The sequence below is a fragment of the Bradyrhizobium sp. CER78 genome, from assembly GCF_029846235.1.
Taxonomy (GTDB): Bacteria; Pseudomonadota; Alphaproteobacteria; order Rhizobiales; family Xanthobacteraceae; genus Bradyrhizobium.
In genome coordinates this window covers 122,101-145,145 of the sequence record NZ_JARVWP010000005.1, presented here as the reverse complement: position 1 = coordinate 145,145, position 23,045 = coordinate 122,101, and the positions used below count along the sequence as shown (strand labels likewise).

Sequence of the window (23,045 nt, the reverse complement as noted above, 5' to 3'; positions counted from 1 at the left end):
GAAAGATCACGTTTTCGCAATCATCACGTGAGCGCCGTCAGACAGGCTCGTGCTTCCGCCGGTCGCGGACGTGGTCCAGCGTATTGGCTTGCAGCTCGGCTCCGGTCAGGGGGATCTCGGGCAGGGCGGCTTCGGAAAGGATATCGTCCGTAACATCCTCAACCGAACACCCGGCAATCTCGTGAATGAAGCTGACGTTTGTATATTCTCCCGACGCGACGCGCGAGACGACCTCGCGTCGCGTCAGTTCGGGATCGACGATCGCCTCGCGGCCACGGCGGCCATAGTCGATCATCACGACGAAATACTGCATTGCCTGATGTGGTTCGATGCGTTGACTGTCATTCGACCATTGTTTCTGATAATCGGAATTATGTCGAGGACAAATTGCCGATAACCGGAATTCGAGCGTGCATGCCCAGGCCGATTCGGTGCGGTGGCATTCGAATCGGTCTGGCCGGCCCTGGCAGCAGCGTTGCTATTTCTCGGACGATCGGCCGCCTTTGGGAGCGGATTTGCGTCCCTTCGCCGCCGTCTTGCCACGCAGCCGCTCGATCTGGCCGCGGGGCAGGGTAACGCAGATCTCGCCGATCCATTCGAGCTTGACGCCGTTGATCGGCTTGGCGTTGAAGCTCTTGAGGTTGACGGTTCCGGAAGAACTGCCGCGCTCGATCGTCTTCAGGTAGCGCTCACCGCTCTTCAGCCGGACCGCAGCTTCCTCTCCGTAGAAGCTCGACAGCGGATAGCGCTGCTCGCGATAGACCACGATGACGTCGCCGTTCTCATATTTCGGCAGCATCGAATCGCCCGAAACCTCGAAAGCGACGGTCTCCTCCGTCATCGGGAACGGGAGTTCGATCTCTCCGAGCCCCTCCGGCGGCACCTGCTCGAGCTCCGGCTGAATCGACGCGCCGGCGCCGACCCGGCCCACGATCGGCACCGAGTTCAGCTCCAGATATTCCATGATCGGGGCGATCTCCGATGCCTTGATCAATCGTATTCCCGACAGGATTTCGGACACCGCTCCGGCCCGAACTCCCATTGCGCGGGCCAGCCCGCCTTTGCTCTTCCCTGTCTTTTCCAGCGCTCGTTCGATCAGTGCCGCGTCCAGCATGTTCCATCCTCTCCAAACCCGGATACATTACTACCGTTACGATTATCAGAAATCAAGCTTGACCTTTTTGTTCGGAATATCGGAAGTTGCTTGAGGCGCCGGCGGAATGACAAAAATGGGAATTTGGAATGGAAATGATGAACTGGCTGCCGGAGCATTCGGCTGCCTTGCAGGACCTGCGCGCCCGCGGCTTGTCCTATTCGGAAATAGCTGACACGATCAACGCAACCTTCAATACGGCCTATACGCGCAACGCGGCGCTCAGCCGCGCGCAGCGCATGGGAATGGCCGGCCTCGATCGGCCCGAGCCGTCCCTGCCGGGACATCTCGAACCACCCAAGCCGGTCCTGCCGGAGTCCTCGCGGATCGGCCGACTGCGAGACGGGCAGGCCGAGCCGAAGTTCGATTTGCTTCGTTGTCCCAAGATCTTCACCGAACCGGTGGAGATGCCCCAACTTCGCTGCGCGGCGGTCGCGCCACGGCACCTCTCATTGCTCGATCTCCAACCCGGAGACTGCCGCTATCCCTATGGCGGCGACACCGACGGCGAAACCATGACCTTCTGTGGTCATCCGCGCCGGCCGGGCTCGAGCTACTGCAGCCCGCATTTTCACTTGAGCCGCGATTCCGCGGCCTCGGCGAGGCCGGTCCTGAACGACGCCTGGCTTCAAGCCGTCGGGGCGATCTGAGACAGCCCATCTCCCGGCCGACGGGTGTCGGTCTGCAACCGCGATCGCGCGGAGAGATTCCGCGCGCCCATCATCAGACATCTTGGAGGTTACCGATGCCGCGCGCAAAACGCCGAAAGCCGTACGATCCCGCCGGAACGCTTGACCGGCGCTCCCAGGATCTGCCCTACAATGCCGAAGTGGCGACCGTCGAGGTCGACGATCCCCTTGCAATCGAGCCGGGCGAGAAGATCGTTGCGTTTCGCTCGATACGCAACGATCCGCTCGGCCGGCTGCATGCACACCGGCAGATCGACGACACACAATATCGGAGCGGCCGGGCCTTCCAGAATGACTGGGAGAAGGCCGAGCGTGGCCCCCGCGCGGTGGATACGACGCGCGAATATGTTGACGGCGGACTGCAGCGTGAGCCGATCACAGAGGGGCAGTGGCAGGCGACCTTGCGCTTGAATCGCGCTGAGCATGAGCTTGGCGCCGATGGCTCGGCGCTTGTGCATGACATCTTGATCCTTGGCATGACCATGGAGCAGGTCGGGCAGCGGCGCGGATTGCGGACGCAGCGCTGGCAGGACTATTTCGCGCGGCGCCTCAAGGAGTGCCTGGATCGGCTGGCGCTGACGTATGGACTTGTCACACCGAGCCGGGTTCCCGTGAAGGACCGTCAACGCTGATCCGGGCTGAGGTGCTGACATGCCGGTTGCCGTGCAGGCAACCGGCACGACAGCGATTCATCAGATTTGCTGCACTGTGCCTTGCCTCACACTGAGCGCCATCCTTGGGTGATGGCGATGTGCTCGGCCGCGCCCGGCGGAAGATGGTCGACAGCAGCGCGGACTCTCATGTAACTTCGCTGGCGTCGACGACCTGCCTGCATGCGAGTGCAATGCGGTTGCCTCTTGTGTGGGAAATGGTCTGGTACGTCCACAAGGGAGTTCGCAGCGGCTACGCCCGCCTACGTCTTATCCTGCATCGCGAACACCACGAGCAACGTGGGTCGATGCCGGCGCGGAATCCGATCACTTCACCCAAGGAGAACCGACCGATGAATCACACTGGAAACTGCTTCTGTGGCGCCGTCGAGCTCAAGGTCACAGGGGAGCCTGAGGCGATGGGCTACTGCCATTGCCGCTCATGCCGTTCCTGGTCCGGCGGTCCGGTAAATGCGTTCAGTCTCTGGAAGCCGGAGGCGGTCGAGGTCACCAAGGGCGCCGACCACATCGCGACATTCGAGAAGACCGCGATGAGCCAGCGCAAATATTGCACCAAGTGCGGCGGTCACCTGATGACCAACCACCCGACGCTTGGGCTCGTCGACGTATTCACCGCGACGATCCCGACGCTGAAGTTCAGCCCTGGCGTTCACGTCAACTATTCCGAGGCGGTGCTGCCGATCCGCGACGGCCTGCCGAAGCTGAAGGACTTTCCGGCCGAATTCGGCGGCTCGGGCGAAATGATCGCCGAATAGCGCTGCGGTTCTCGATGACGAAAGCGGGTGGCAACGGAATGTTGCTACCCGCCGACATACATTCTTCCCCCTTCCGCTTGCCGGACGCACCTCCAGCTCCGGTATGCTGCCGCTTTCCTTGACATTCAAAGTCGTCCGGCCGTGCCCGCACTGCGGGCCGTCGTTTGCCGACGACAGCCATGTCAGGCGAAGGTCCCGCCCTGCAAAATCCGGGTTTGGTCTTGGTGACAGCCTTCCGCTAAAAGGCGTGCAGTGCCGGTCCTGGCGAGGGCCGTCGTATTTCGCCTGACAAAATAACAGAGGAAGCGCCGGATCATGACCAGACCAGAATTGCCAGGGCGCGCGCCGCGCGGGGAGGGAGTTCCGACGGCGCTCGATGGCCTGCTGGTTGTCGACTTCACCCGCGTCGTCGCCGGCCCGGCCTGCACCCAAACGCTGGCCGACTTCGGGGCCGAGGTCATCAAGATCGAGAATCCGGACGGCGGGGACGACACGCGCGCCTACGAGCACGCGGAGATCGGCGGCGAGAGTGCAGCCTATCTGAGCCTCAACCGCAACAAGCGCGGCATCGCGCTCGATTTCAACAATCCGGCTGCGCTCGAAATCGCGCGCGCGCTGATTGCCAAGGCCGACGTCGTGGTGGAGAATTTCTCCGGCGGCGTCATGAAGAAATTCGGTCTCGATTATGCATCGGTGGCGGAGACCAATCCGCGGCTGATCTATTGTTCGATCTCCGCCTACGGCCGCAAAGGCGATTTCGCGCTGCGCCCGGGCTTTGACCCGATCACGCAGGCCGAAAGCGGCTTCATGTCGCTCAACGGCTTTCCGGACGGAGAACCGGTGCGCACCGGGCCGCCGATTGTGGACATGGCTACCGGCATGTCGGCCTGCAACGCCATCCTGCTGGCGTTGATTGCGCGGGATCGGCTCGGCCGCGGACAGCAGGTCGAGGTCGCGCTGATCGACACCGCAGTGTCAATGACCGGCTTCTACGGCATGGCCTATCTCATCAACGGCAACAACCCCGGCCGTTTCGGCAACTCTCCGAACGGTTCGCCGACCGTCGGCGTCTACCAGGCGTCCGATGGTCCGCTCTATATGGCCTGTGCCAACGACCGGCTCTATCGCCGGCTTGTCACCGACGTGCTTGAACGCCCGGATCTCGTCACTGACCCCGAGTTTGCTCACCGCAAGGCGCGGTCAGCCAACAAGGAGAAGCTGCGTGGCATCATCGCCAGCGTATTCGCGGGCGACACGCTTGAGCACTGGATGGCGAAGATGAAGAAGGCCAACATCCCGGTGGGATATCTGCGCACGGTCGAGGAAGGGTTCAACGCGCCCGAAGTGCGCGATCGTGATCGCCTCAGCAAGATCGCGCATCCAACCGCCGGCTCGGTTCCGAACATCGAGTCGCCGGTCAGCATGAGCCTGACGCCGACGGTCGATCCCGTCGCGGCGCCGCTGCTCGGTCAGCACACCAGGGATGTGCTGAGCAAGACGCTTGGCTACGACGACCGGCGCATCGCCGCGTTGGCCGAGGCGGGCGCGTTCGGCAAGGCAGGCAACACCGGCTAGCCGGCCAGCCTGCACCAAAGATCAAATACACGTAAAACAACCTGACCGCAGGCGAGAGCAAAGCCTCTCGCCTCGTCCGACGTCGCTCACGGCCTGGGTGCGGGCCGGCGGCCCGTGGAGCCGGAACCGGCCCGTGTCGGGAGCTCAGTTCGGCTTGCTGCGCAAGTTGTTCCTTGTCATACTTTCAACTTCCTCGGGCTCCGCCCGATCGATCTCGAGGCGTGCCATCCGGAGTATCAAGGTTGCCGTGGTCAGGCCGAGGCGTTCGGCCTCTTGAGCTGCGGTGTCGACCTTCTGGGCCAAGCCTTCACGCTTACCTGGGTATGCCATTCGTAATCCTCACTTAAGGTGCGAGATGAAAAATCCCACATATGTTGCGGAGCTGCAGAAGAAGCTCGGAGCTCCATCGAGCGAAACACTGGAAAGCCTGCGACTATTGAAGGCTCTCCTTCGACTTGCGCCCGGCCAGCGTTCCGAGGTCATCGAGCTGGTCGAACGTTTGGCGGTAAACCCGCCGCGCGATCCTTCACTGTCCTGAAGTGTTCGCGTTTTCCCTGAATGTCATGGGCCTGGCAGGCGGCTGCGTCGCGATTACGTAGATCGCGCCGCCCTCGAGCGCTTCGGATTGATGTCGGGTACCGGCCGGCAGAAAGATGGTGTCGCCGGCACCGACGACCCGCTCGCCGTCGTCCCAGATGAAGTTCAGCCGGCCGCTGATGATCATCAGGATTTCATCGACCGGATGAGTATGGAAGTGATGCACCTTGCCGGCCGCATCGTGCTGCAGCTCGACGGAACCCTGGGCCGGGAGCAGGTTCAGGATCTCCGGATCGATGGCAAATTCAGTCTTCGTGCCGGCGATGATCTGGGTCATGCTGCCTGTTCCTTGTTCGCGATCGGTGGCGTTTTGTTCTGCGCGAGCTTGGCAAACGGACAGCCTCCGCTCGCGGCGTTGTCGTCGTGCAGGAAGTACTGCAGATATTCGCGGCCATCGGTCGCGCCGTAGCGGCCAAGAAGCGGAGAGGGGCTTGCGCTGTCGTACGGGATCAGGCGCTTGCGCACCTCGGCGAATGCGGCGTTCGCCGCCTTTTCGGTCCCCAGGATCTTCTCGAACACCCAGCGCGGCTGGAACGTGAGCATGAAGGCGCTGGATCGGCGGCTTTGGCGCATCACATGGGCGGGCGTCGTGCACACGACGAAGATCGGCTCGCCTGCAAACGAGAACTCCCACATCGGGTGGTCGATCTGTTCCGGAATGTCTGATGGCCACGGATTCTTGTCCAGGCGCGCGAGCTGGTCGAGCGTCAGCCACATCTTGCGATAATAGGCGTCGAGCGTTTGCACCGGGCGAGGGCGCGTGAACACGATCAACGAGGTGTTGGGCCCGAACGAACGCGCCTCCGAAACATATTGTGCGAGTTGTTCGCCGAGCACCGCGACATCGTACGGATCGAGGAATAGGTAGCGGAGCTGATCCTGGCGATGTCCGGTCACCCCGAACACGCAAGGGAACGGCCTTGCCTCGCTGCTCATCTGCGCTTCAAACTCGGAGAACATCACGCTCTGCCAGCTGCTGACCGGAAAGTTCGACGCAACGTCGCCTCTTTTCAAGAACAAGCGCTCCATAACACCCCCTACACTCATAACGACACTAACGAGCTATCAACTTGCTTCTCATCATCAGCGGCCCGGCAATGCCCGGCAGCGACATCAGAAGCAGAATGACGATCAAGGCGCTGTAACCGCCGTCACCGATCGCGGCCGCGTTGTGCACTGCGTCGGTGCCGGAGACGTTGCTGGCGGTAAGCATCGCAAAGCCGATGATCGGCTGCGAGACGCCGGCGAAGATCCCGGCGGCAGTGGTGTTCACGGAAGCGCCCACGCCGATCAAGTCGGAGGTGTAGAGCTTCTTGACGCATTTCAACACCAGCGGAACGGTGCCGCCGGCGACGAGGCCCAAAATCGTGAACACGACGGTGACGTAGGCGAGACCGAATGTCTGGGCGACCGGCGGCAGCAGCAGCGCGATCAGCAGCATGCGCAACGCGCAGATGCCGATCAGCGCGCGGTCGAGCGCCGCGGCGGCATGATCGGCGGCGTGACCGAGGAAGACCGAGCCGAGCGCATTGCCGATCATGAAGGCGAGCAGCGGCGTGCCGGCAGCCGTTGGGGTGATATGGAAGAAGTGGGCAACCATCGGAATGCCCCAGACGCCCGACAGCGTCGTCACGACCGCGAAGTGCGACGCAAACGTCATTGCGCAACCCCAGTTCGCGACATGAGCCAGCGATTGCCGCGCTGCGATCACGACGCCCTTCAGCGTCTTGTTGCTGTGCGAGGCCGGATCAGGTTTGAGCGTGACCTTGGCGAAGGCGAGGTTGGCGAGGCCGATGCAGGCGATGAACAGGAAGCAGGCCCGCCAGCCGAACCCCGAGACGGCGGCTGCGAGCGGTGTGGTCGCGATCACGCCGCCAACATAGCCGGAGACCTGTGAAATGCCCGACATCATGCCGAACCGCTCATCGGCAAAGCTCTGCGCGACGAGCTTCAACAGTGCGGTAAAGACCAGCGCATCGCCACAGGCGACGATCAGGCGTGCGGCAAAGACGTCGAGCAGGTTCGGCGCCAGCGCGAACGCCGCGCTGCCGAGCGACGAGGCGACCATGCTGACGAGCACGACGCGCTTGACGCCGTAACGATCGACCAGAAGGCCGGCCGGAATCTGCATCAAGGTGTAGCCCCAGAAGTAGCTCGAGGCCAGCATCGCAACACCGGCCGCGTCGGTTTTGAAGTCGTGCATGAAGCTGAGGCTGACCGATTGCGGCGACACGCGCTGCAGGAATGCGATGGCATAGGCGATCGCCACGGCTGTCCAGGCGAGATAAGCGCGATCGGTGAACCGCGACGTCGGGGCGTAAACGGCTTGTTGTCCGAGCATCGACATCACACCCTCGCGTAACCCACAGAGAAAAGGGCATCCGCTGAATTCGGAATCTTTCGCGACATCGCGGCATCGACCAGCGACGCGGTGCCATGATAGGCCTGCCGATGGTGCTTAATGTGGCCGTAAGCGCCACGCATGATCATATCGGGCAGTTCGAGCGGCTTGCCCGGATAGAGCGAAGTGCACATCTCGATACAGGCCGCTTGCAGAGCAAGGTCCTGCGCATCATCGAGCAATGATGGAGACACTTTTTCGCAAATCTTAGCGTTCGCTGCCCAGACGATCGGGTTGCGGGTTCGCCAACCGTAGAGCACGTTGCCATCGGCTCGTTCAGTGGCGCCTGAGCATTTCAGAACTTCCGCCGTGAAGAAGCCGTACAAACCGCGGCCCTGGTGCGCCGGGAGCACCTCGGTGCCGCTGCGATAGATTCCTAGTCCGGCCGACATCTGCAGGATGCGGTAGACCGAGAAGGCCACGAGGCCTGAGCCGTCATAGACGAGGATCAGGCTGTACTTCTTGTCGAAGGGCGAGGAGGTTGCGGTCCAGTGCGGCTCGGTGGCCTGCCAGTTGACGGCGATGATGCCGTTCATGGCGTCCATCAGCGGCTGACGATCGCAGGCTTCGACCCGGGAGGCATCCGGTAGACTGTAGATCGCGTAATCCGTCCAAGGCGATTTGATCGCCCCGTATCCGCTGCCCAGATGTCGCGACATGGCAGAACTCCAGAATTCCATCGTGAGCTATACAGGGCGCCCTCGAATGGCTTAAAGGACAATATGCCCTCGAAAGCTGCCAAACCGCCCCGGCCTGAGCCGCGCGACAGGAAAGCGACGCGGCGGATCGCGATCATTGCCTTTCCGGGCGTGACCTTGCTTGACATCTCGGGGCCGGCCCAGGTGTTCGCAGAGCTGGAGGCGATCGAACTGCCCGGGCCGGACTACTCGCTATCCTATCTGTCGACGTCTGGTGGCTTGGTACCGACCGATGTCGGCATGATGATCGACACAGCGCCGATCGTCAGTGTTTCGCCTGCCGAGGTCGACACGCTGGTGATCCCCGGCGGGCCCGGCATCTGGAAGATCCGCAACGACGCCGAGTTGATGGACTGGATTGCGAAGGCGCTGCCGAAGGCGCGCCGTATCGCATCGGTCTGCCTCGGCGCATTCGCGCTGGCCTGGACCGGAATTCTGGATGGCAAGCGTGCTGCAACGCACTGGCGGTATTGTCCTCGTTTGCAGGACAGCTTTCCCAATATCCGCGTCGAGCCCAACGCGATTTTCGTCAAGGACGGACATGTCTGGTCGTCGGCGGGCGTCAGCGCCGGCATCGATCTGGCGCTCGCGATGATCGAGGAGGATTTCGGACACACCATCGCGCTCGACGTCGCTCGTAGACTTGTGGTGTTTCTGAAGCGGCCGGGCGGCCAGAGCCAGTTCTCGACCGTCCTTGCGGCCCAGGCGTCGGACGTCGAGGGACGCTTCAGCGCACTGCATGCCTGGATCATCGAGAACATCACCAGCGACCTCAAGGTCGAGACGCTGGCGGAAAAGGCCGGGATGACGCCGCGCACCTTTGCCCGGACCTATGTCAGCCGCACCGGCATGACACCTGCGAGCGGCGTCGAGGCGCTGCGTGTGGAGACTGCGCGGTTGCTGCTCGAAAGCCGCCAGATCGGCGGCGTGGTCGAGGTCGCCAAGCGCGCGGGGTTTGGCGATGATGAACGCATGCGGCGGGCCTTCCTGCGCCATCTCGGCGTGTCGCCGACCGAGTACCGAAACCGGTTTTCGGGCAGCTAGCAGGTAGCGAGCAACGTCAATCCGGAGGCGGCGGCGTCGCGTCGAAATCCGATCTATCTCACAGGCGTATAGCTGGCCTTCGCTGGCCGGATTCGTGGGTCAAGGTGGTAGCTTTTCCGGTTTGTCTGCGGCTAATGTGCCGGCCAAATCGGGAGAAGAAACACCATGAATGACGGGACCCCCATCCAGCAGGCGCGCAATGTCGAGCTCGGCGCCAGCGGCGAGGAATACCAGAACCTGCACGAATTCGCGCAAAAGGCCCGCGCCAAGCTGAATCAGAACGCCTGGGACTACATCGTCGGCGCCTCGGAGACCGAGACCACGATGCGCCGCAACAGGATGGCGCTCGACGAGATTGCGTTCCGGCCGCGCGTCCTGCGCAACGTCATCAATGTCGATCCCTCCACCGAGGTCTTCGGCCGCAAGCTCCGGCTTCCCGTGATGATCGCGCCGGTCGGTGCACTCGAGATCTTCGATCCCGACGCGGGCGCGGCCGTCGCGCGCGGCGCGGGAACGTTCGGGGCGGCGCATATGCTGAGCTCAGTGTCAGAGCCTGGGCTGGAGAATACCGCCAAGGCGGCGCCGGATGCCTTGCGCATCTTCCAGCTCTATGTGCGCGGCGACGATGCTTTCGTCGAGGATGTGGTCAGCCGCAGCATCGACAACGGTTACGCCGCGTTCTGCCTCACCGTGGACACCGCCCATTACAGCCGGCGTGAGCGCGACATCGCCAAGCGCTACGTCCGGGAAAGCCGCATCCGCGCCACCGGCGGCGATTTCCAGAAGGGGCTGGAATGGCGGACGGTGAAGTTGATCAAGGACAAGTTCAAGATTCCGCTGATCCTCAAGGGTATAGCTACCGCCGAAGACGCGAAGATCGCGCTCGATCACGGGGTCGACTGGATCTACGTCTCAAATCATGGCGGACGGCAGCTCGACCACGGCCGTGGATCCGTGCATGTCCTGCCTGAGATCGTCCAGGCCGTCGCCGGCCGTGCCAAGATCATGGTCGACGGCTCGATCTGCCGCGGCACCGATATCGTCAAGGCTATCGTCTCGGGGGCCGACCTCGTCGGGATCGGCCGTCTGCAATGCTGGGCGCTCGCCGCGGCCGGCGAGGCGGGCATCGTCCGGATGCTTGAATTGCTGGAGGACGAGGTGATCCGCTGCCTCGGGCTGCTCGGTGTCACCAGCTTCGCCGAACTGGACAAGTCCTATCTGCATCCGGCGACGCCGACGAATCTGCCGAGCGTGTTCAGCGCATTCCCTCTGCTCGATATCGATCCCTACCGCTACTAAGCCGCAGCGAGACACATCTGGAGCGATGGCGCGATCGGGCGCCGGATGCCCCGATCGCGCCAGCTCGTCATCAATGTGTGCGGTCCATGAAGCCGCCGCGGCAAAGACAAAGTCTGATCCAAATCCCGCACTAGTCGAAGCGAATGGCAAACAATCCATTCGCTGAATTTTCACTCGAGCGCGCCATCGGCTTGCGCTGGACTCTCCGGGATATCCAGGCCGGCAGGCTCAAATTGTCACCGGTCAGCGACGAGGATCTGATCATCCTCACCGAGCTTGGTCTGGTCGAATTGCATGACGGCGAGCCCGAGCTGACGGAAGCGGGAGCCGCGGTGCTGAACGACTGAACGTGCCGGCAGCCTAGCGCGCGTTCAGGAAGCTTTCGCCGGAATTGCAGGGCGCGCACTGATAGGTCAGCACGTCGTAGACTTGGTCGCGCGGCTCGACCAAGGCAAGCCGCATCTGTGTGCCGCACTTCATGCACGGCATCTCTATGCTGGTCTTAAAGCGGGTGCAGGTCGGTGTCGGACGAACGGCGCGCAGCATCGGATCCCCTTATTCCCCAAGAGACGCGAGACGAGAACGCGACCAACGACGAGGCCGAATCACTATGCCACAGTGCTGACATGATTGGAATCCGGCGATGGCCCAGTCCGGTCGCCGCTAGGTAATTTTTCCTCGATCACTGGAGCGAACGGGATCTCTCATCGTTGGCGATACCGCGCTGACGCCGTCACAATCTATGCTAACGTTGGTCGACGCTTATTCCAGGGGGCGCGATCATGATTGAACCGAAGCTTGAAGTTCCCGCCGAGTTGCGCGATCTCGCGGAAAAGACCATTGACCAGGCCGAACAGGCCTTCAGCCTGTTCTTTGATGCCGCAAGCAAGTCGATGACGGCGATGCCGGGCACCGGTACCGAGATTTCCAAACAGGCGCTGTCGTTCACCGAGCAGAACATGAAGGCGGCGTTCGAGCATGCGCGCAAGCTCGTGCACGCGACCGATCTGCAGGAGGCGATGCGGATCCAGTCGGAATTCCTGCGCAGCCAGTTCACCAATGCCGGCGAACATATGCGGCAGATCAGCGGAAGCGTGATGTCCGCAACCAAGGACGCCACGAAGGGCAAGTTCTAGGACAGTCGTCGCGGCGCATCGACGCCTAGCGCCGGCGCGCGACGGCAATGCCGAGCAGAAACGCAACGAACAGACTTGCGAGCGGCGCTTCGCGCGTGACCGCGCTTACCGTGGCGAGGACTCCGCCCGGCCGGCGCGAGCTTGCGATCGCCTCGCTGAGGCGATCGGCGGCCGCGCGAAGTCCGTCAGACACCTCCGTGATGGTTCGCGAAACGTCGGTCGCGGTGTCGATCGCTCGCTCACCGAGCGTGGGCTGAAGAGGGGACTCGGGTATTTCGGAGCTCATGTGCCGTGCCGCGATTTCACTGAAGGCCAGGTCCCGTCACCTTTGGCAATCCGGGCGTGCTTTGAACGGCCGGTAGCGGCCGCATATCGTGGAAATTCGGTGGCTATGGATTGGTTCCACCAACATGTCTCGCTTTCACATCGCGGAACCGGAAACTTACGCGCCGGTCGCGGCTTGTTTCCGTGGAGGAGACGATGATGACAATGCAAGCGCATGGCATATCGGATAGCCGTCCGGTTGAGCATCGAAATCGGCATGGCGGCACGCCGCTGCTGGTTGCGGCGGTGGTTGCGATCCTCGGCGTGTTGGGCATGCTGGTCGTCGACCACGGTCCGTGGAGCAAGCCGAAGGTGCAGCCGGCCGCTTCCGCCAATTACTCGACGACCGGCGAGGCCGCACGTGCAGCTGGCGCAAAGGTGATACCGACCGAGCCCAAGGCGCCGATTGAGCCTACTCCGCCCGGCCCAAAGCCTGCTCAACCGGCAAATCCGATCGCGCCGCAGTAGGTGCGGGCGTTCGTAGGATAATCAGCGCACGCTGACGAGCATGCCCCACGCCGCGGCGAACCCCGCACCGACGAGAACCAGCACCGGGCTGTCGCAGAAGATGCCGCCATATTGGCACATGGTGGCACCGATGGAGCCGATCTGATGATGGCCTGCGGCATAGAACAGGCCGGACAGGACCGCGAGCACGGCAGCAACGAAATACATCGGCGCTTCCCTCCCTGCAATCTAACGGCGGCACGGGTCGGTTGAACTGACGCGAGCCAAAACTGCCCTGATGTCGATACAAGCGCTGCGAGCCGCTCATCCGCTTGACGCGTCGGGCAACTCAGCGGCACACTGACATCATCGCAACAAGCATAGGGCGATCGGCGCCGGCTCGTGCTACGATTCCGGGATCATGCGCGGACTTTCGGTGAAGGAGGTTTCTCACCGTCGAAGCCGACGCATCATATTTTACCGATCGCGTTCAGCTCGCAAGAACGGGTTGACACGTCGGGCACCTGCATGGCTTTTTCGGTAACCCGTATAACGTTCCGCTCGCTGCCGGAATGGACTATTGGGCTCCCACTGCGCCGAACAGTTCGTTTGTCTTTCCGATCGGTCAGGCGATCTCACGCGCGACTTATGCGGCGCTGTTCGCTGCGATGGGCACCACGTTCGGCATCGGTGACGGTGCTACGACGTTCAACCTCCCAGACAAACGCGGTCGAGTCTCTGCCGCGGCAGACGGTGGGGTAGGGCGGCTATCCGGCGCCACCGTGAATAGCACCGCCTTGGGCGGGATTGGGGGCAGTGAAACCCATACTCTGACCGTAGCGGAGATCCCGTCACATACGCACGCGAATACTCTGTCGGACAGCGGCCACAGCCATGTTGTTCAAGGTCGCGTCTACGGCGGGTTCAACGGCAATGCACAATCTCCTGTTGCAGGCTTGCAGCTCAGCAATGGCGTTGACGGTAACGTAGTGACGGATTCACGACTTTCGAACATCGCGCTCACGAACGCCGCAGTGGGTGGCAGCGCCGCTCACGCGATCCTACAGCCAACCATTCTCTGCAACTACATCATTCGGATCATATAGAATGCGCGCTGCGCGTCACTCGATGCCGAGTTGTGGTGCGATTTGTTGAATTAAGAATTCCGAGCCAGCTCTTGTAAGATGGATGATGTCTCTCGCCGTGATTGATCCGTTGACCTGGGTCAAGCATTCGTCACCACGACACATAGCTTTTCTTGCGGATACGTATTGGACACCTAACTGAGCGGCTATGGCACTCATGACTTTGTCACCTGCGTCGCTGTCTACAAACTGGGAGGTCCGCTCGGGAATTATCTGCCGGTTTCGCCTATAGTAGTCCACAGCGGCATTTGGGAGGCCGCCTCGCCAAACGGGGACTGGTCCCAGAATAATAATCCGAGGAACACCGGCAACGCGAAGAGCATCGATGGTCGGCTTGGTGGTTCCGGTCCTATCGTTAACGTCCCAGATGGCGTGAAGCACTACGACATCCGGCTTGATCTCCGAAATGCGTCGAACAATCTCGGCGTTCTTTTTCAGGCAGTATGGGCTGGCAGAGTGCGCCAGAACCAACAGCGGATGGCAGGAGCTCACGGTCAGCTGTGCAATTCCGAACTCGTGGTCCTGTTGCAGCTTTCTAAATCCGGGAATTAGCGCTGAGGCCGTTGAATCCCCCCAAATTGCGATCAATGGTCGCTTGCTCTCCGAACAATTTCGGAAATCGCCGTCCTCGCCGTCGAGCAATATGCATTCGTGCACACGCCACGCGCTCACCCCATCGGGTGCGCTAATCATGGCTTGGAGCTGGCTGGGTAGGTCCGGCACCTTCACCAGGGCGGCATATAGCCCGAACAACCCTGCCGCTGCCATGGCGGCGCCTATCGGCACAACCCTGGACTGGCGTCGCAATGGCCGCTCCACCGTAAAATAAGTCACCACCGAGAGGATGGACGCCAACACGACAGCGACAAGTCCCAAAGTGTCGTTGAGCTGCCTGAAAAGGTAGACTTGGAGGAATACGAGAACCGGCCAATGCCACAGATATAGGGAATAACTGATAAGTCCTATGCCGACGAACGGTCTAAGCGAAAGAATGCGGTTTACGGTTGCGCCCTCGGACATAATTAGTAGGAACGTGCCCACTACTGGAAGCGCAGCGGCCCAGCCGGGGAAGGTGATCTTGTCGGTAAACAGAAAGAATGACGCCTCGATGGCGACGAACCCCACGACTGCTGCAAGCTCCTTTACGGCTTTTGACGGAGCGGGGACGAACGTTAACAGTGCGCCGGCCATCAGTTCCCAAGCGCGAGTAAACGGTAGAAAGAACGCCGCTGAGGGATGCCCGCCAACCAATGCCAGATTGAGAGCGAACGAGGCAACTAGGCCGACGCTCGCTGCCCACGGCGCTCTGTGTCGTGGAAGCGCCCACAAAATCAGAGGCCATACCAAATAGAATTGCTCCTCAATGCCGAGAGACCAGAGGTGTAGAAGCGGCTTAAGGTGTGCGTCGATGTCGAAGTAATTGACCTCGGATAGCAACATCAGATTGGCAGCGAACAGAGCGCTCGCGACTGCGTTTTTCCCGAGCGAATGCAACTCGTTTGGAAGGAGAAGGCGGAGCCCAACAAAAACGGTCGCCGCCAAAACAACGATTAGGGCCGGGAAAATTCGCCGAATACGTCTTTGGTAGAATGTCGCAAGGCTGAATGTCTTGTCGCGCAGCTCTGACGTCACAATTCCGGTAATGAGATATCCCGAGATGACAAAGAAGATGTCCACGCCGACAAATCCGCCAGGTAGCGATCCGGGAAATGCGTGGAATAGGACTACTGCAGAAACGGCTACCGCTCTCAAGCCGTCGATGTCAGGTCGGTAGGCCGCTTTCATGCGCCACCTATAGCACGCTCTTGGGATAGTCGCGCAAGCACACTGGCCGCACTCTCAATAGCGCAAGCCAAGCCGCCTTCGGGCGGCCTTTTCGCTGGAGATGCCATGACTGACCTCGTTGCCCTAACGGCGGAGAACACGGCCCGCTGGACAAAAGCCAAACTGACCCGGAATTTCTCCGGTATCGCCAAGAGGCTTATCGACCCGGACGCCAAGGACCGCTATCAAGCCTTATCAGCCAAGATCGGGGTCCCCTGGTTCTTCATCGCAGTCGTCCATGAGCGCGAGGCCTCCCAGAACTGGAACACCCAGCTTGGGCAGGGTGACCCGCTCGGAAGCGTCTCTGTCCACGTGCCGAAGGGAAGGGGCCCTTTCAAGACGTGGGAGGACGGCGCTTATGATGCGCTAGTCAACTGCGCCCCATTTGCCGCTCGTAACCATGATTGGTCGATCGGCGGCACGCTGACTATGCTCGAGCAGTACAACGGGCTCGGTTACGCCGCTCGGGGGCGGCCGTCGCCCTACATCTGGTCCGGCACGGATCAGTACGTCTCGGGCAAATACGTTCGGGACGGGGTCTACGACGCCAGCGCCGTGGATCAGCAGCCGGGCTGCGCCGGACTGTTGGCCGCAATGATGCAACTCGACCCGACCATTACCTTCTCGGAGGCGAAGATCATCCCCGTAACAAACCCACCTGCGCGGCCGCGGAAACCACCTCCGGCCACCCCATCGATTCGCACTCCTGCCAAAGGCTCCCTCGGAGCCTTTTTTGTTGGCCTCTTCAAATCTCTCTTCGGAAAATAATGACGATGCTCTGGCTCTTCCTCATCTTGCCCGGCCTGCTTTGTGCTTACTTCATCGTCCTGCGGCCGATCCTGCACGCGATTCCTGCCCTCAAGTCGTTTTACGCCGAGGCAGATACGTTCTGGGGTAAGGCCTGGGCGCTGACGGGACGATCGGTGACAGTGATCTGGGGCCTCTTCCTGACCGGTATTGGAACTGCTTTCCAGTGGCTTGACCCGATCGCGTCGGCCTTCGGCGATCCGGACCTCAAGGCCCAAATCATGGAAGCGCTGAAGAACAATCCTCAATATCTCGCCTACATCATGATCGGAATCTCGACGATCACGATCGTTGCGCGGTTGAGGTCGATGGGAAAGACTTGATCGATGTGGATGGCTATTCTTTCCTTCCTTGGCGGTCCTGTCGTCAAAGGTCTGATCGATACGTATCAGGCCAAACTGAAGGCCGGCAACATTGACAGCAAGATCGCTGCCGATCTTGCTGCAAGCGAGATCGCCGCACAGACAGCCGAGATACAGGCGAAAAATCATCTCAAGATCGCCGAGATCGGTCACCCCTGGGAGCCCGAAAAGTTGGCCTTTTATGTCACGTTGGTCTTTTTCGCCAAATGCGTGATCTGGGACAAGGTTCTCGGGCTTGGGACGACGCCGCAACTCGCCGGAGATATCAGCACCTGGGCCGGCATGATCATGGGCTTCTACTTCGGAAAGCGAACGTTTGAGAATGTCGCCCACATCATACGAAGGTGACCCGATGCGCGAACCCGATGTCAAAGCAATCGTGATGGCAACCTTGATCGAGCAGGATCGGGTGCGCAGAAGTGACATCGACGCCGTCGTGGTCAAGACCATTGCCACAGTCCTGACTTCATTCGGCTTTGAAGAGGGAGATCGACGCGAGCTGCGCGCCGATTTTCAGCACCTGCGGCGGTGGCGGCGAAGCGTCGAGCAGGCGCAGAGTTACACTTTCAAGGCGGTGATTACTGTCATCGCCACGGGCTTTCTCGGAGCCGTTTGGCTGGGCATCAAAGCTACGCTCGGAAAGTAACTTGCCTCGCCCCCTGGCGCGGGCGGACGCGCCCAGATCGTAGATCTGGGCCCTTGGCCGACAATGAAATTCTTGAGGGCGGCAATGTACCGGATTTGCGAGGTCGACGCGCAGGATGAAGAGGTCGCCGACTCGCTTGCCGAGCTCCACCGGCTGATATTCTGCGACGGGACCCGTGCGCCGGATTTCGAGCAGGGACATTGGTGGATTGCGTTCTACGGAGCGAAGCCAATTGCATTTGCTGGCGTCATTCCCTCAACGCACGTTGCCAACGCGGGGTATCTGTGCCGTGTCGGCGTTGCCATGCCGCATTGCGGCCACGGCCTGCAAGTGCGGCTTACTCGCGCGCTGGAAGCGCGAGCGCGGCGTGCCGGCTGCAAAACGATAGTTTCGGACACGACCGATAACATTTTTTCGGCCAATAACTTTATCCGGCTGGGCTATAGGCTCTTCGAACCGGTCTCGCCCTGGGCATGGCACCACACGCTGTATTGGCGAAAGCAGCTCGTCTAATCCTCGGAGGAGGATAGGGCAACAGTTCGGCGACGTAGCGAGCCCGGTGGTCGAATGGCCGCCGGGCTCTTTTTGCGTTTCCGGTTCGCAGGCGGTTCCTTCGGCAAGCCAGGCTGTCAGCCGGAGCTCGGACCCCACATCGAATTCCGGCGGGAGAGTGTTGGAGTGACCTGCCTCGCGCGGAGGCGCGCGTTTCCTCAACGGGCGGCCGGCGGTTGTCGATTCCGTGCCTCGAACTGGCGTGACGCAGCTTTGCACGTCTTGATCTCTGGTGATCGCTCGATAAACTGAGCCGATCGGCCCGATCGCGCGAATGTCTTGGAGATCGAACAAAGGAAGAGACCATGGTTGAGGTTGGCCGCGGGCTCGACGTGAAGGTGCCGCCAGGGCCGGACCGGAATCTTTACTCGCTGATGGTCGCTCGAGCGAGAGGGCTTGTGCCGGCCTTGCGTGAACGGGCGGCGCGGACCGAAGAGCTGCGCCGGTTGCCGGCGGAGACCGAGCGGGATCTGCATGATAGCGGGCTCTTTCGAATCCTGCAGCCGAAGCGCGTTGGAGGAAGCGAACTCGACTACGTTGCGCTCGTCGACTGCGCTGATGCCCTGGGGCAGGGCGACGCTTCGGTTTCGTGGAACTTTGCCAATCTTGCGAGCCACCACTGGATGCTGGGTATGTTCGCGCCGGAAGCGCAGAGCGCGGTATGGGGGGAGGATTCGGCCACGCTGATCGCGTCTTCCTTTGTTTTTCCGGCAGGTCGCGCCAGGAAGACGAGTGGCGGGTACGTGCTGAGTGGTCATTGGCCGTTCTCATCCGGGGTAGAAGCGTGCGGGTGGAACATGCTCGCGAGCGTGGTTGCGTCCGATGATGAGGTCGATGGTGTCGAGTATCGGCTGTTCCTGCTGAACAGGCGGGACTACAGCATCGATGACACCTGGAATGCGGCTGGTTTGCGCGGAACCGGGTCGAACGATGTGCGGGTAGCTGACGCATTCGTTCCCGAGCATATGACGGTTGCCGTCAGCGAGCTTGCCGGTGGTGCAACGCCGGGCAGCGTTGTCAATCCGAACGCGCTCTACATGCTTCCGGTTTTCTCGTTGTTTCCCTACGTATTGTCCGGAGTTGGCCTGGGAAATGCCCAGGCTTGCCTTGATGATTATGTCGAGATCGCGCGATACCGCGCCTCGACATACAACCGCGCCAAGATCGGGGACCTGCAGAGCACACAAATCAAGATCGCTGAAGCGTCGGCGAAGATAGATGCCGCGCGGCTGATCATGCGCACCAACTGCGTCGAGGTGCTTGCGGAGCTTCGGCGTGGCGATATCCCGGGCATTGCTGCGAAGACGAGGCTCCGGCGCGATGGCGCGTTCGCGGTCAATCTGTGCACTGAAGCGGTGTCTCTTCTGTTCGCGGCGAGCGGGGCGCGCAGCCTGTTCACATCAGGTGCGTTGCAGCGTCAATTCCGCGATGCTCATGCGGTGAACTCGCATCTTGCCTTCAATTTCGACGCGGCAGGCACCAACTACGGGCGGGTAGCGCTTGGGCTGCCGTCCGAAAACCTGACGCTTTGAGGCTAGCCGGATGTCCGACGCTCCCAAACATCCACCGGATCCGGCCAATGAGCTCGCAAGCGACAGTTCGGCGATCGATCCTCGTGACTTCCGCAATGCGCTCGGTACATTTGCCACCGGTGTAACGATCGTCACCGCAATGTCGGCCGAAGGACGGCCGTACGGAATTACTTGCAATTCCTTTGCGTCAGTGTCGCTCAATCCGCCGCTGGTACTGTGGAGCCTGGGGATGTTTTCGCAGGGGCTGCCGATCTTCCAGAATGCCAGCCACTTCACGGTCAATGTTCTCGATGCGTCACAGCAGACGTTGGCGATGCAGTTTGCCAAATCGTCGGGTGACAAGTTCGCGGGTGTGAGCTGGACCCCAGGCCTCGGGAACGCTCCAGTGCTTGCCGACGTGGTCGCAAATTTCCAGTGCCGTGCCGCCAACCGCTACTACGGCGGTGATCACGTCATTTTCCTGGGAGCGGTGGAAGCCTATGCCTACAGCGTGAACAGTCCGCTGTTGTTCTCACGGGGAGGTTTTGGCCGGTTCCAGGCTGACGATGGTGACAAGCCATCATGAATCGAAAGATGCCCGTCAAGCGAGTTCGTACCAAGCAGAAGCGACTATCAGCTGACGACCGTCGCAGTGAATTCGTCACCAAGGCGACCGAGCTCTTTGCGGAGGAGGGGTTTGGCGGCGGCACGCGTGCCCTCGCTCGCAGACTCGGTGTGACCCAGCCGTTGCTTTACCGCTATTTTCCGAGCAAGGACGATCTGATCAAGGAGGTCTACCGCAAGGTCTATCTCGAACCCCTTGAAATCGGTTGGGAGAAATTGCTGTCCGATCGATCTCGTCCGCTCCGCGTGCGGTTGCAAGAGTTCTACGAAGTTTATACGGACGCAATCTTCAATCGAAGATGGCTGAGGATCTACCTTTACTCAGGCCTGAAGGGTCTCGATATCAATCGCTGGTATGTTGGCATGGTCAAGGACAAGATCCTGACCCGCATTCTCAGGGAGTGCCGCCACGATGCCGGCCTCGCGACACAGAGCCGGCCCAGCGCTGCCGAACTGGAGCTGGCCTGGGTGTTTCACGGCGGCATTTTCTATTACGGCGTACGCAAATACATTTACGAAGCGCCTGTTCTCGAGGACAAGGCGCAGATGATCAGTGACGCGCTGGACATCTTCCTCGCGGGATTTGAGCGGATGGCGGAGAGCGCGACCGATCGACGGCGGGCGCCGATCAAGGTCGTCGGCTGAGCCGGGCTACCTCGGCGCCATCTGATCCCGATACCAGTCGCCGATCTCGCTCGCCGTCATGAGCGCCACGCCGTCATGGCCGATGACGTAATCGAGCAGGGCTTCAAGGTACTTGATTCGATGTGGGACCCCTGTGATGTAGGGATGCACCGAAATCGCCATGATACGGGCATTCTCCGCGCCTTCGAGATACAGCCGATCGAACTGGTCGGTGCAGCGCGTCAGGAACTGTTCCGACGGAAGGTGCTGCAGCGCGTGAATGACAATGTCATTGGTCTCGACCGAGTAGGGAATTGTCGTGACAGTTCCGTGCGGCGTCGCGATCTCCTGTGGAAGATCGTCAATCACCCAATCGGCTACGTATTCGATTCCATTGAGGCGCAGGAGGTCGAGCGTTTCTTCGGTTTCGGTCAGGCCCGGGCTCTCCCATGATCGCGGCGGCTTTCCGGTGAATCCGGCAATGGTGTCGACCGCGCGCCTAATTGCATCCGCCTGGTTCTCCACCTTGTGCATCGGTCCCTGGACGAAACCGTGTCCCATGAATTCGAAACCGGCCTCGAGCGCCGCCGACGCGACGCGCGGATAGCTGTTGCAGACGTTGGCATTCGCAGCCAGCGTCACTGGTACCTTTCGGTCCGTGAGTGCCTTGAACTGCCGCCAGAAGCCGGCACGCATGCCGTATTCATGCCAAGACCAATTCGGCACATCGGGCAGCAGCGGCTGGCCCATCGGCGGGCTCAGCACAGTACGCGGCATCGGATTCCCGATGCGCCATTCCTCGACATTGAGGATAACCCAGACGGCAAGCTTCTTGCCATTAGGTAACGTCAGCTTCGGCCGGTCGACCTGTGCCTGGTACGGAATACGATCAGTGAAAGCCACGTCGAAACTCCTTCACGTCGATGAGCCGGCGCTGGCGGCATTGATGCGCGGCAAGACCTTCTCGGCCATCAGGATCATCGATTGGCGGCCAAGCTCGCGATCCTTCCAGTCCTTCCCGGCATAGAGCAAGGTTCCGAAGGGGCCGATCTCCTGCTGGAACGCTAGCAATTGGTCAGCCACGCTTTCGGGTGTGCCGTAGATGATAAGCTTGTCGCAGATCGACTCCAGCGTGACCTCCGCGTCGGGCTGGTCCCGCCGTGTCTTGAACAGCTCGAGCCGGCCGCCGCGCTTCAGCTTCGTGAACAGCTGGTGATAATAGTACACGTAGGGGCTGTCGGGCGAGGTCGCATAGGCCTTCGCCGTTGCGGCGTCCTTTGCCACGAACACGCTCTTGGCGACGCGCCATTTAGCGGGGTCGACTGCCCGGTTCACACGCTCGCAGCCCTCGACGTATTTGGGCCAGTGACTCTTCACCCAGGCGGGCATCAGGAAGTTTGCCGAGATCGGATCCCAGCCGCGCGCAGCGGCCTCCGTGACGCCCTTTGAGAATGGCGCGACCGCGGTCACAACGATCGGCGGGTGAGGCGTTTGCAACGGGCGCGCGACAATTCCCTGGCCGATGTCCTCGATCAGCGTCTTTTTGACGGATACATTCCAATACTTGCCCTGCAGATCATAGGGTGGCTTGCCGGCCCAGACGTCGAGGACCTGATTGATTGCCTCGAGGAACATGGCATTGCGGTCAGCGTCGAGATTGCCAAAGATTTCCGCGTCGGACAGCAATCCGCCAGGGCTTATTCCAAATATGAAGCGGCCATCAAGCATGTGATCAAGCATGGCGACAGATGCTGCGACCGCCGCCGGATGGGTGTTCGGCATGTTGATCGTGCCGGTCCCAAGCTTGATCTGTTTGGTTGCCGCTGCGAGCCAGGCAATGAACGCGATGCTGGAAGTGATGTTCTCGGCCTTGTCGGTGACATGCTCGCCGACATACGCCTCCGTGAACCCGAGCTCATCCGCAAGCAGGAACGCTTCCCGATCCTCCCGCAGCGATTGCCGCCAGTCCTTGTCGAGAGGATGGATCGGCATCGTAAAGAACCCGAGCTTCATGATCCGCCTCCCTGCTCGTTGAACTTTAGTTGGCAAGGAACCTGCGGCCTTCCCAAGGCGAAGACAAGCCCTGACGCACAAATAATCACTCGATAAACAAGCTTGACCTTTGAACAGGGCGGCCCTCTAATCTGGCAAACCAAAATTA

General features: G+C 61.0%; 31 protein-coding genes. 19 read left to right on the top strand and 12 right to left on the bottom strand.

What is annotated here, in order from left to right; genetic code table 11:
* Positions 1-37: 37 nt before the first annotated feature.
* Together QDT69_RS12300 and QDT69_RS12295 are read right to left on the bottom strand one after the other, a co-directional pair.
* Entirely contained in the window at positions 38-313 is a 276-nt protein-coding gene (locus tag QDT69_RS12300) for a hypothetical protein (protein WP_279706807.1), read from the bottom strand.
* Positions 314-478: 165 nt separating this feature from the next.
* A complete protein-coding gene (locus tag QDT69_RS12295) occupies positions 479-1,114 on the bottom strand; it encodes an XRE family transcriptional regulator (protein ID WP_050419158.1) in 636 nt (211 codons plus the stop codon).
* A 134-nt stretch (positions 1,115-1,248) separates the two neighbouring features.
* Here QDT69_RS12295 and QDT69_RS12290 point away from each other — a divergent pair, with 134 nt between their 5' ends.
* The 4 genes from QDT69_RS12290 (at position 1,249) to QDT69_RS12275 (ending at position 4,843) form a co-directional block, all read left to right on the top strand.
* Positions 1,249-1,803 carry a GcrA family cell cycle regulator gene (locus tag QDT69_RS12290; RefSeq protein ID WP_279706806.1) on the top strand — a complete coding sequence of 185 codons (555 nt, stop codon included), beginning with the start codon at positions 1,249-1,251 and terminating at the stop codon, positions 1,801-1,803.
* Between the two features lie 95 nt (positions 1,804-1,898).
* Positions 1,899-2,474: a DUF6456 domain-containing protein gene (locus QDT69_RS12285; RefSeq protein WP_279706805.1), complete on the top strand. Its 576-nt coding sequence runs from the start codon at positions 1,899-1,901 to the stop codon at positions 2,472-2,474.
* A gap of 371 nt (positions 2,475-2,845) precedes the next feature.
* On the top strand, positions 2,846-3,268 hold the full coding sequence (locus tag QDT69_RS12280; protein WP_024582032.1) for a GFA family protein: 423 nt from the start codon (positions 2,846-2,848) through the stop codon (positions 3,266-3,268).
* A 312-nt stretch (positions 3,269-3,580) separates the two neighbouring features.
* Entirely contained in the window at positions 3,581-4,843 is a 1,263-nt protein-coding gene (locus QDT69_RS12275; RefSeq protein ID WP_279707113.1) for a CoA transferase, read from the top strand.
* 144 nt (positions 4,844-4,987) lie between these two features.
* Here QDT69_RS12275 and QDT69_RS12270 read toward each other — a convergent pair whose 3' ends face one another.
* On the bottom strand, positions 4,988-5,173 hold the full coding sequence (locus QDT69_RS12270; RefSeq protein ID WP_279706804.1) for a hypothetical protein: 186 nt from the start codon (positions 5,171-5,173) through the stop codon (positions 4,988-4,990).
* A 25-nt stretch (positions 5,174-5,198) separates the two neighbouring features.
* Between QDT69_RS12270 and QDT69_RS12265 the strand changes: the two genes are divergently transcribed.
* On the top strand, positions 5,199-5,381 hold the full coding sequence (locus tag QDT69_RS12265) for a hypothetical protein (RefSeq protein WP_279706803.1): 183 nt from the start codon (positions 5,199-5,201) through the stop codon (positions 5,379-5,381).
* On the opposite strand, the gene QDT69_RS12260 is transcribed toward QDT69_RS12265, so the two are convergent.
* From QDT69_RS12260 to QDT69_RS12245, 4 genes are read right to left on the bottom strand one after another with little or no spacing between them, the layout of a single operon-like run.
* On the bottom strand, positions 5,370-5,717 hold the full coding sequence (locus QDT69_RS12260; protein WP_279706802.1) for a cupin domain-containing protein: 348 nt from the start codon (positions 5,715-5,717) through the stop codon (positions 5,370-5,372). The two genes, QDT69_RS12265 and QDT69_RS12260, sit on opposite strands and share 12 nt — an antisense overlap.
* Positions 5,714-6,454: a YqcI/YcgG family protein gene (locus QDT69_RS12255; RefSeq protein WP_279706801.1), complete on the bottom strand. Its 741-nt coding sequence runs from the start codon at positions 6,452-6,454 to the stop codon at positions 5,714-5,716. The genes QDT69_RS12260 and QDT69_RS12255 overlap by 4 nt, the downstream gene beginning before the upstream one ends.
* A gap of 40 nt (positions 6,455-6,494) precedes the next feature.
* Positions 6,495-7,787, bottom strand: a complete 1,293-nt coding sequence (locus tag QDT69_RS12250) for an MFS transporter (protein WP_279706800.1) — start codon at positions 7,785-7,787, stop codon at positions 6,495-6,497.
* Entirely contained in the window at positions 7,787-8,500 is a 714-nt protein-coding gene (locus QDT69_RS12245; RefSeq protein ID WP_279706799.1) for a hypothetical protein, read from the bottom strand. The genes QDT69_RS12250 and QDT69_RS12245 overlap by 1 nt, the downstream gene beginning before the upstream one ends.
* Before the next feature lie 63 nt (positions 8,501-8,563).
* On the opposite strand from QDT69_RS12245, the gene QDT69_RS12240 reads away from it, so the two are divergent.
* The 4 genes from QDT69_RS12240 to QDT69_RS12225 all read left to right on the top strand — a co-directional run bounded on the left by QDT69_RS12240 (position 8,564) and on the right by QDT69_RS12225 (position 12,018).
* Positions 8,564-9,583, top strand: a complete 1,020-nt coding sequence (locus QDT69_RS12240) for an AraC family transcriptional regulator (protein WP_279706798.1) — start codon at positions 8,564-8,566, stop codon at positions 9,581-9,583.
* 165 nt (positions 9,584-9,748) lie between these two features.
* Entirely contained in the window at positions 9,749-10,882 is a 1,134-nt protein-coding gene (locus QDT69_RS12235; RefSeq protein WP_279706797.1) for an alpha-hydroxy acid oxidase, read from the top strand.
* Positions 10,883-11,025: 143 nt separating this feature from the next.
* A complete protein-coding gene (locus tag QDT69_RS12230; RefSeq protein WP_279706796.1) occupies positions 11,026-11,229 on the top strand; it encodes a hypothetical protein in 204 nt (67 codons plus the stop codon).
* 435 nt (positions 11,230-11,664) lie between these two features.
* Positions 11,665-12,018: a phasin gene (locus QDT69_RS12225; RefSeq protein ID WP_021080362.1), complete on the top strand. Its 354-nt coding sequence runs from the start codon at positions 11,665-11,667 to the stop codon at positions 12,016-12,018.
* Between the two features lie 25 nt (positions 12,019-12,043).
* On the opposite strand, the gene QDT69_RS12220 is transcribed toward QDT69_RS12225, so the two are convergent.
* A complete protein-coding gene (locus tag QDT69_RS12220; protein ID WP_279706795.1) occupies positions 12,044-12,304 on the bottom strand; it encodes a hypothetical protein in 261 nt (86 codons plus the stop codon).
* A 197-nt stretch (positions 12,305-12,501) separates the two neighbouring features.
* Between QDT69_RS12220 and QDT69_RS12215 the strand changes: the two genes are divergently transcribed.
* Positions 12,502-12,810 carry a hypothetical protein gene (locus QDT69_RS12215; RefSeq protein WP_347952036.1) on the top strand — a complete coding sequence of 103 codons (309 nt, stop codon included), beginning with the start codon at positions 12,502-12,504 and terminating at the stop codon, positions 12,808-12,810.
* 21 nt (positions 12,811-12,831) lie between these two features.
* On the opposite strand, the gene QDT69_RS12210 is transcribed toward QDT69_RS12215, so the two are convergent.
* Positions 12,832-13,017: a hypothetical protein gene (locus QDT69_RS12210; protein ID WP_074125408.1), complete on the bottom strand. Its 186-nt coding sequence runs from the start codon at positions 13,015-13,017 to the stop codon at positions 12,832-12,834.
* Between the two features lie 344 nt (positions 13,018-13,361).
* On the opposite strand from QDT69_RS12210, the gene QDT69_RS12205 reads away from it, so the two are divergent.
* Positions 13,362-13,895 carry a tail fiber protein gene (locus QDT69_RS12205; protein WP_279706794.1) on the top strand — a complete coding sequence of 178 codons (534 nt, stop codon included), beginning with the start codon at positions 13,362-13,364 and terminating at the stop codon, positions 13,893-13,895.
* A 15-nt stretch (positions 13,896-13,910) separates the two neighbouring features.
* Here QDT69_RS12205 and QDT69_RS12200 read toward each other — a convergent pair whose 3' ends face one another.
* Positions 13,911-15,719: an acyltransferase family protein gene (locus tag QDT69_RS12200; RefSeq protein WP_279706793.1), complete on the bottom strand. Its 1,809-nt coding sequence runs from the start codon at positions 15,717-15,719 to the stop codon at positions 13,911-13,913.
* 105 nt (positions 15,720-15,824) lie between these two features.
* On the opposite strand from QDT69_RS12200, the gene QDT69_RS12195 reads away from it, so the two are divergent.
* The 8 genes from QDT69_RS12195 to QDT69_RS12160 all read left to right on the top strand — a co-directional run bounded on the left by QDT69_RS12195 (position 15,825) and on the right by QDT69_RS12160 (position 20,905).
* Complete coding sequence (locus QDT69_RS12195) at positions 15,825-16,526, top strand: hypothetical protein (RefSeq protein ID WP_279706792.1); 702 nt, start codon at positions 15,825-15,827, stop codon at positions 16,524-16,526.
* On the top strand, positions 16,526-16,888 hold the full coding sequence (locus QDT69_RS12190; protein WP_279706791.1) for a hypothetical protein: 363 nt from the start codon (positions 16,526-16,528) through the stop codon (positions 16,886-16,888). Before QDT69_RS12195 ends, QDT69_RS12190 begins: the two co-directional genes overlap by 1 nt.
* A gap of 9 nt (positions 16,889-16,897) precedes the next feature.
* Complete coding sequence (locus tag QDT69_RS12185; protein ID WP_347952035.1) at positions 16,898-17,275, top strand: hypothetical protein; 378 nt, start codon at positions 16,898-16,900, stop codon at positions 17,273-17,275.
* A 4-nt stretch (positions 17,276-17,279) separates the two neighbouring features.
* Complete coding sequence (locus QDT69_RS12180; protein ID WP_279706789.1) at positions 17,280-17,573, top strand: hypothetical protein; 294 nt, start codon at positions 17,280-17,282, stop codon at positions 17,571-17,573.
* 84 nt (positions 17,574-17,657) lie between these two features.
* Positions 17,658-18,086: a GNAT family N-acetyltransferase gene (locus tag QDT69_RS12175; protein ID WP_279706788.1), complete on the top strand. Its 429-nt coding sequence runs from the start codon at positions 17,658-17,660 to the stop codon at positions 18,084-18,086.
* Between the two features lie 344 nt (positions 18,087-18,430).
* Entirely contained in the window at positions 18,431-19,657 is a 1,227-nt protein-coding gene (locus QDT69_RS12170; protein WP_279706787.1) for an acyl-CoA dehydrogenase family protein, read from the top strand.
* Positions 19,658-19,667: 10 nt separating this feature from the next.
* Positions 19,668-20,222 carry a flavin reductase family protein gene (locus QDT69_RS12165; RefSeq protein WP_279706786.1) on the top strand — a complete coding sequence of 185 codons (555 nt, stop codon included), beginning with the start codon at positions 19,668-19,670 and terminating at the stop codon, positions 20,220-20,222.
* Positions 20,223-20,230: 8 nt separating this feature from the next.
* A complete protein-coding gene (locus tag QDT69_RS12160) occupies positions 20,231-20,905 on the top strand; it encodes a TetR/AcrR family transcriptional regulator (protein ID WP_279706785.1) in 675 nt (224 codons plus the stop codon).
* A gap of 6 nt (positions 20,906-20,911) precedes the next feature.
* Here the strand turns inward: QDT69_RS12160 and QDT69_RS12155 are convergent, their stop codons facing one another.
* The gene (locus tag QDT69_RS12155) at positions 20,912-21,787 is read right to left on the bottom strand and encodes a polysaccharide deacetylase family protein (RefSeq protein ID WP_279706784.1); all 876 of its coding nucleotides are present in this window, start codon (positions 21,785-21,787) and stop codon (positions 20,912-20,914) included.
* A 12-nt stretch (positions 21,788-21,799) separates the two neighbouring features.
* Positions 21,800-22,897 (bottom strand): LLM class flavin-dependent oxidoreductase, encoded by a 1,098-nt coding sequence (locus QDT69_RS12150; protein ID WP_279706783.1) that lies wholly within the window; start codon positions 22,895-22,897, stop codon positions 21,800-21,802.
* Positions 22,898-23,045 lie beyond the last annotated feature (148 nt).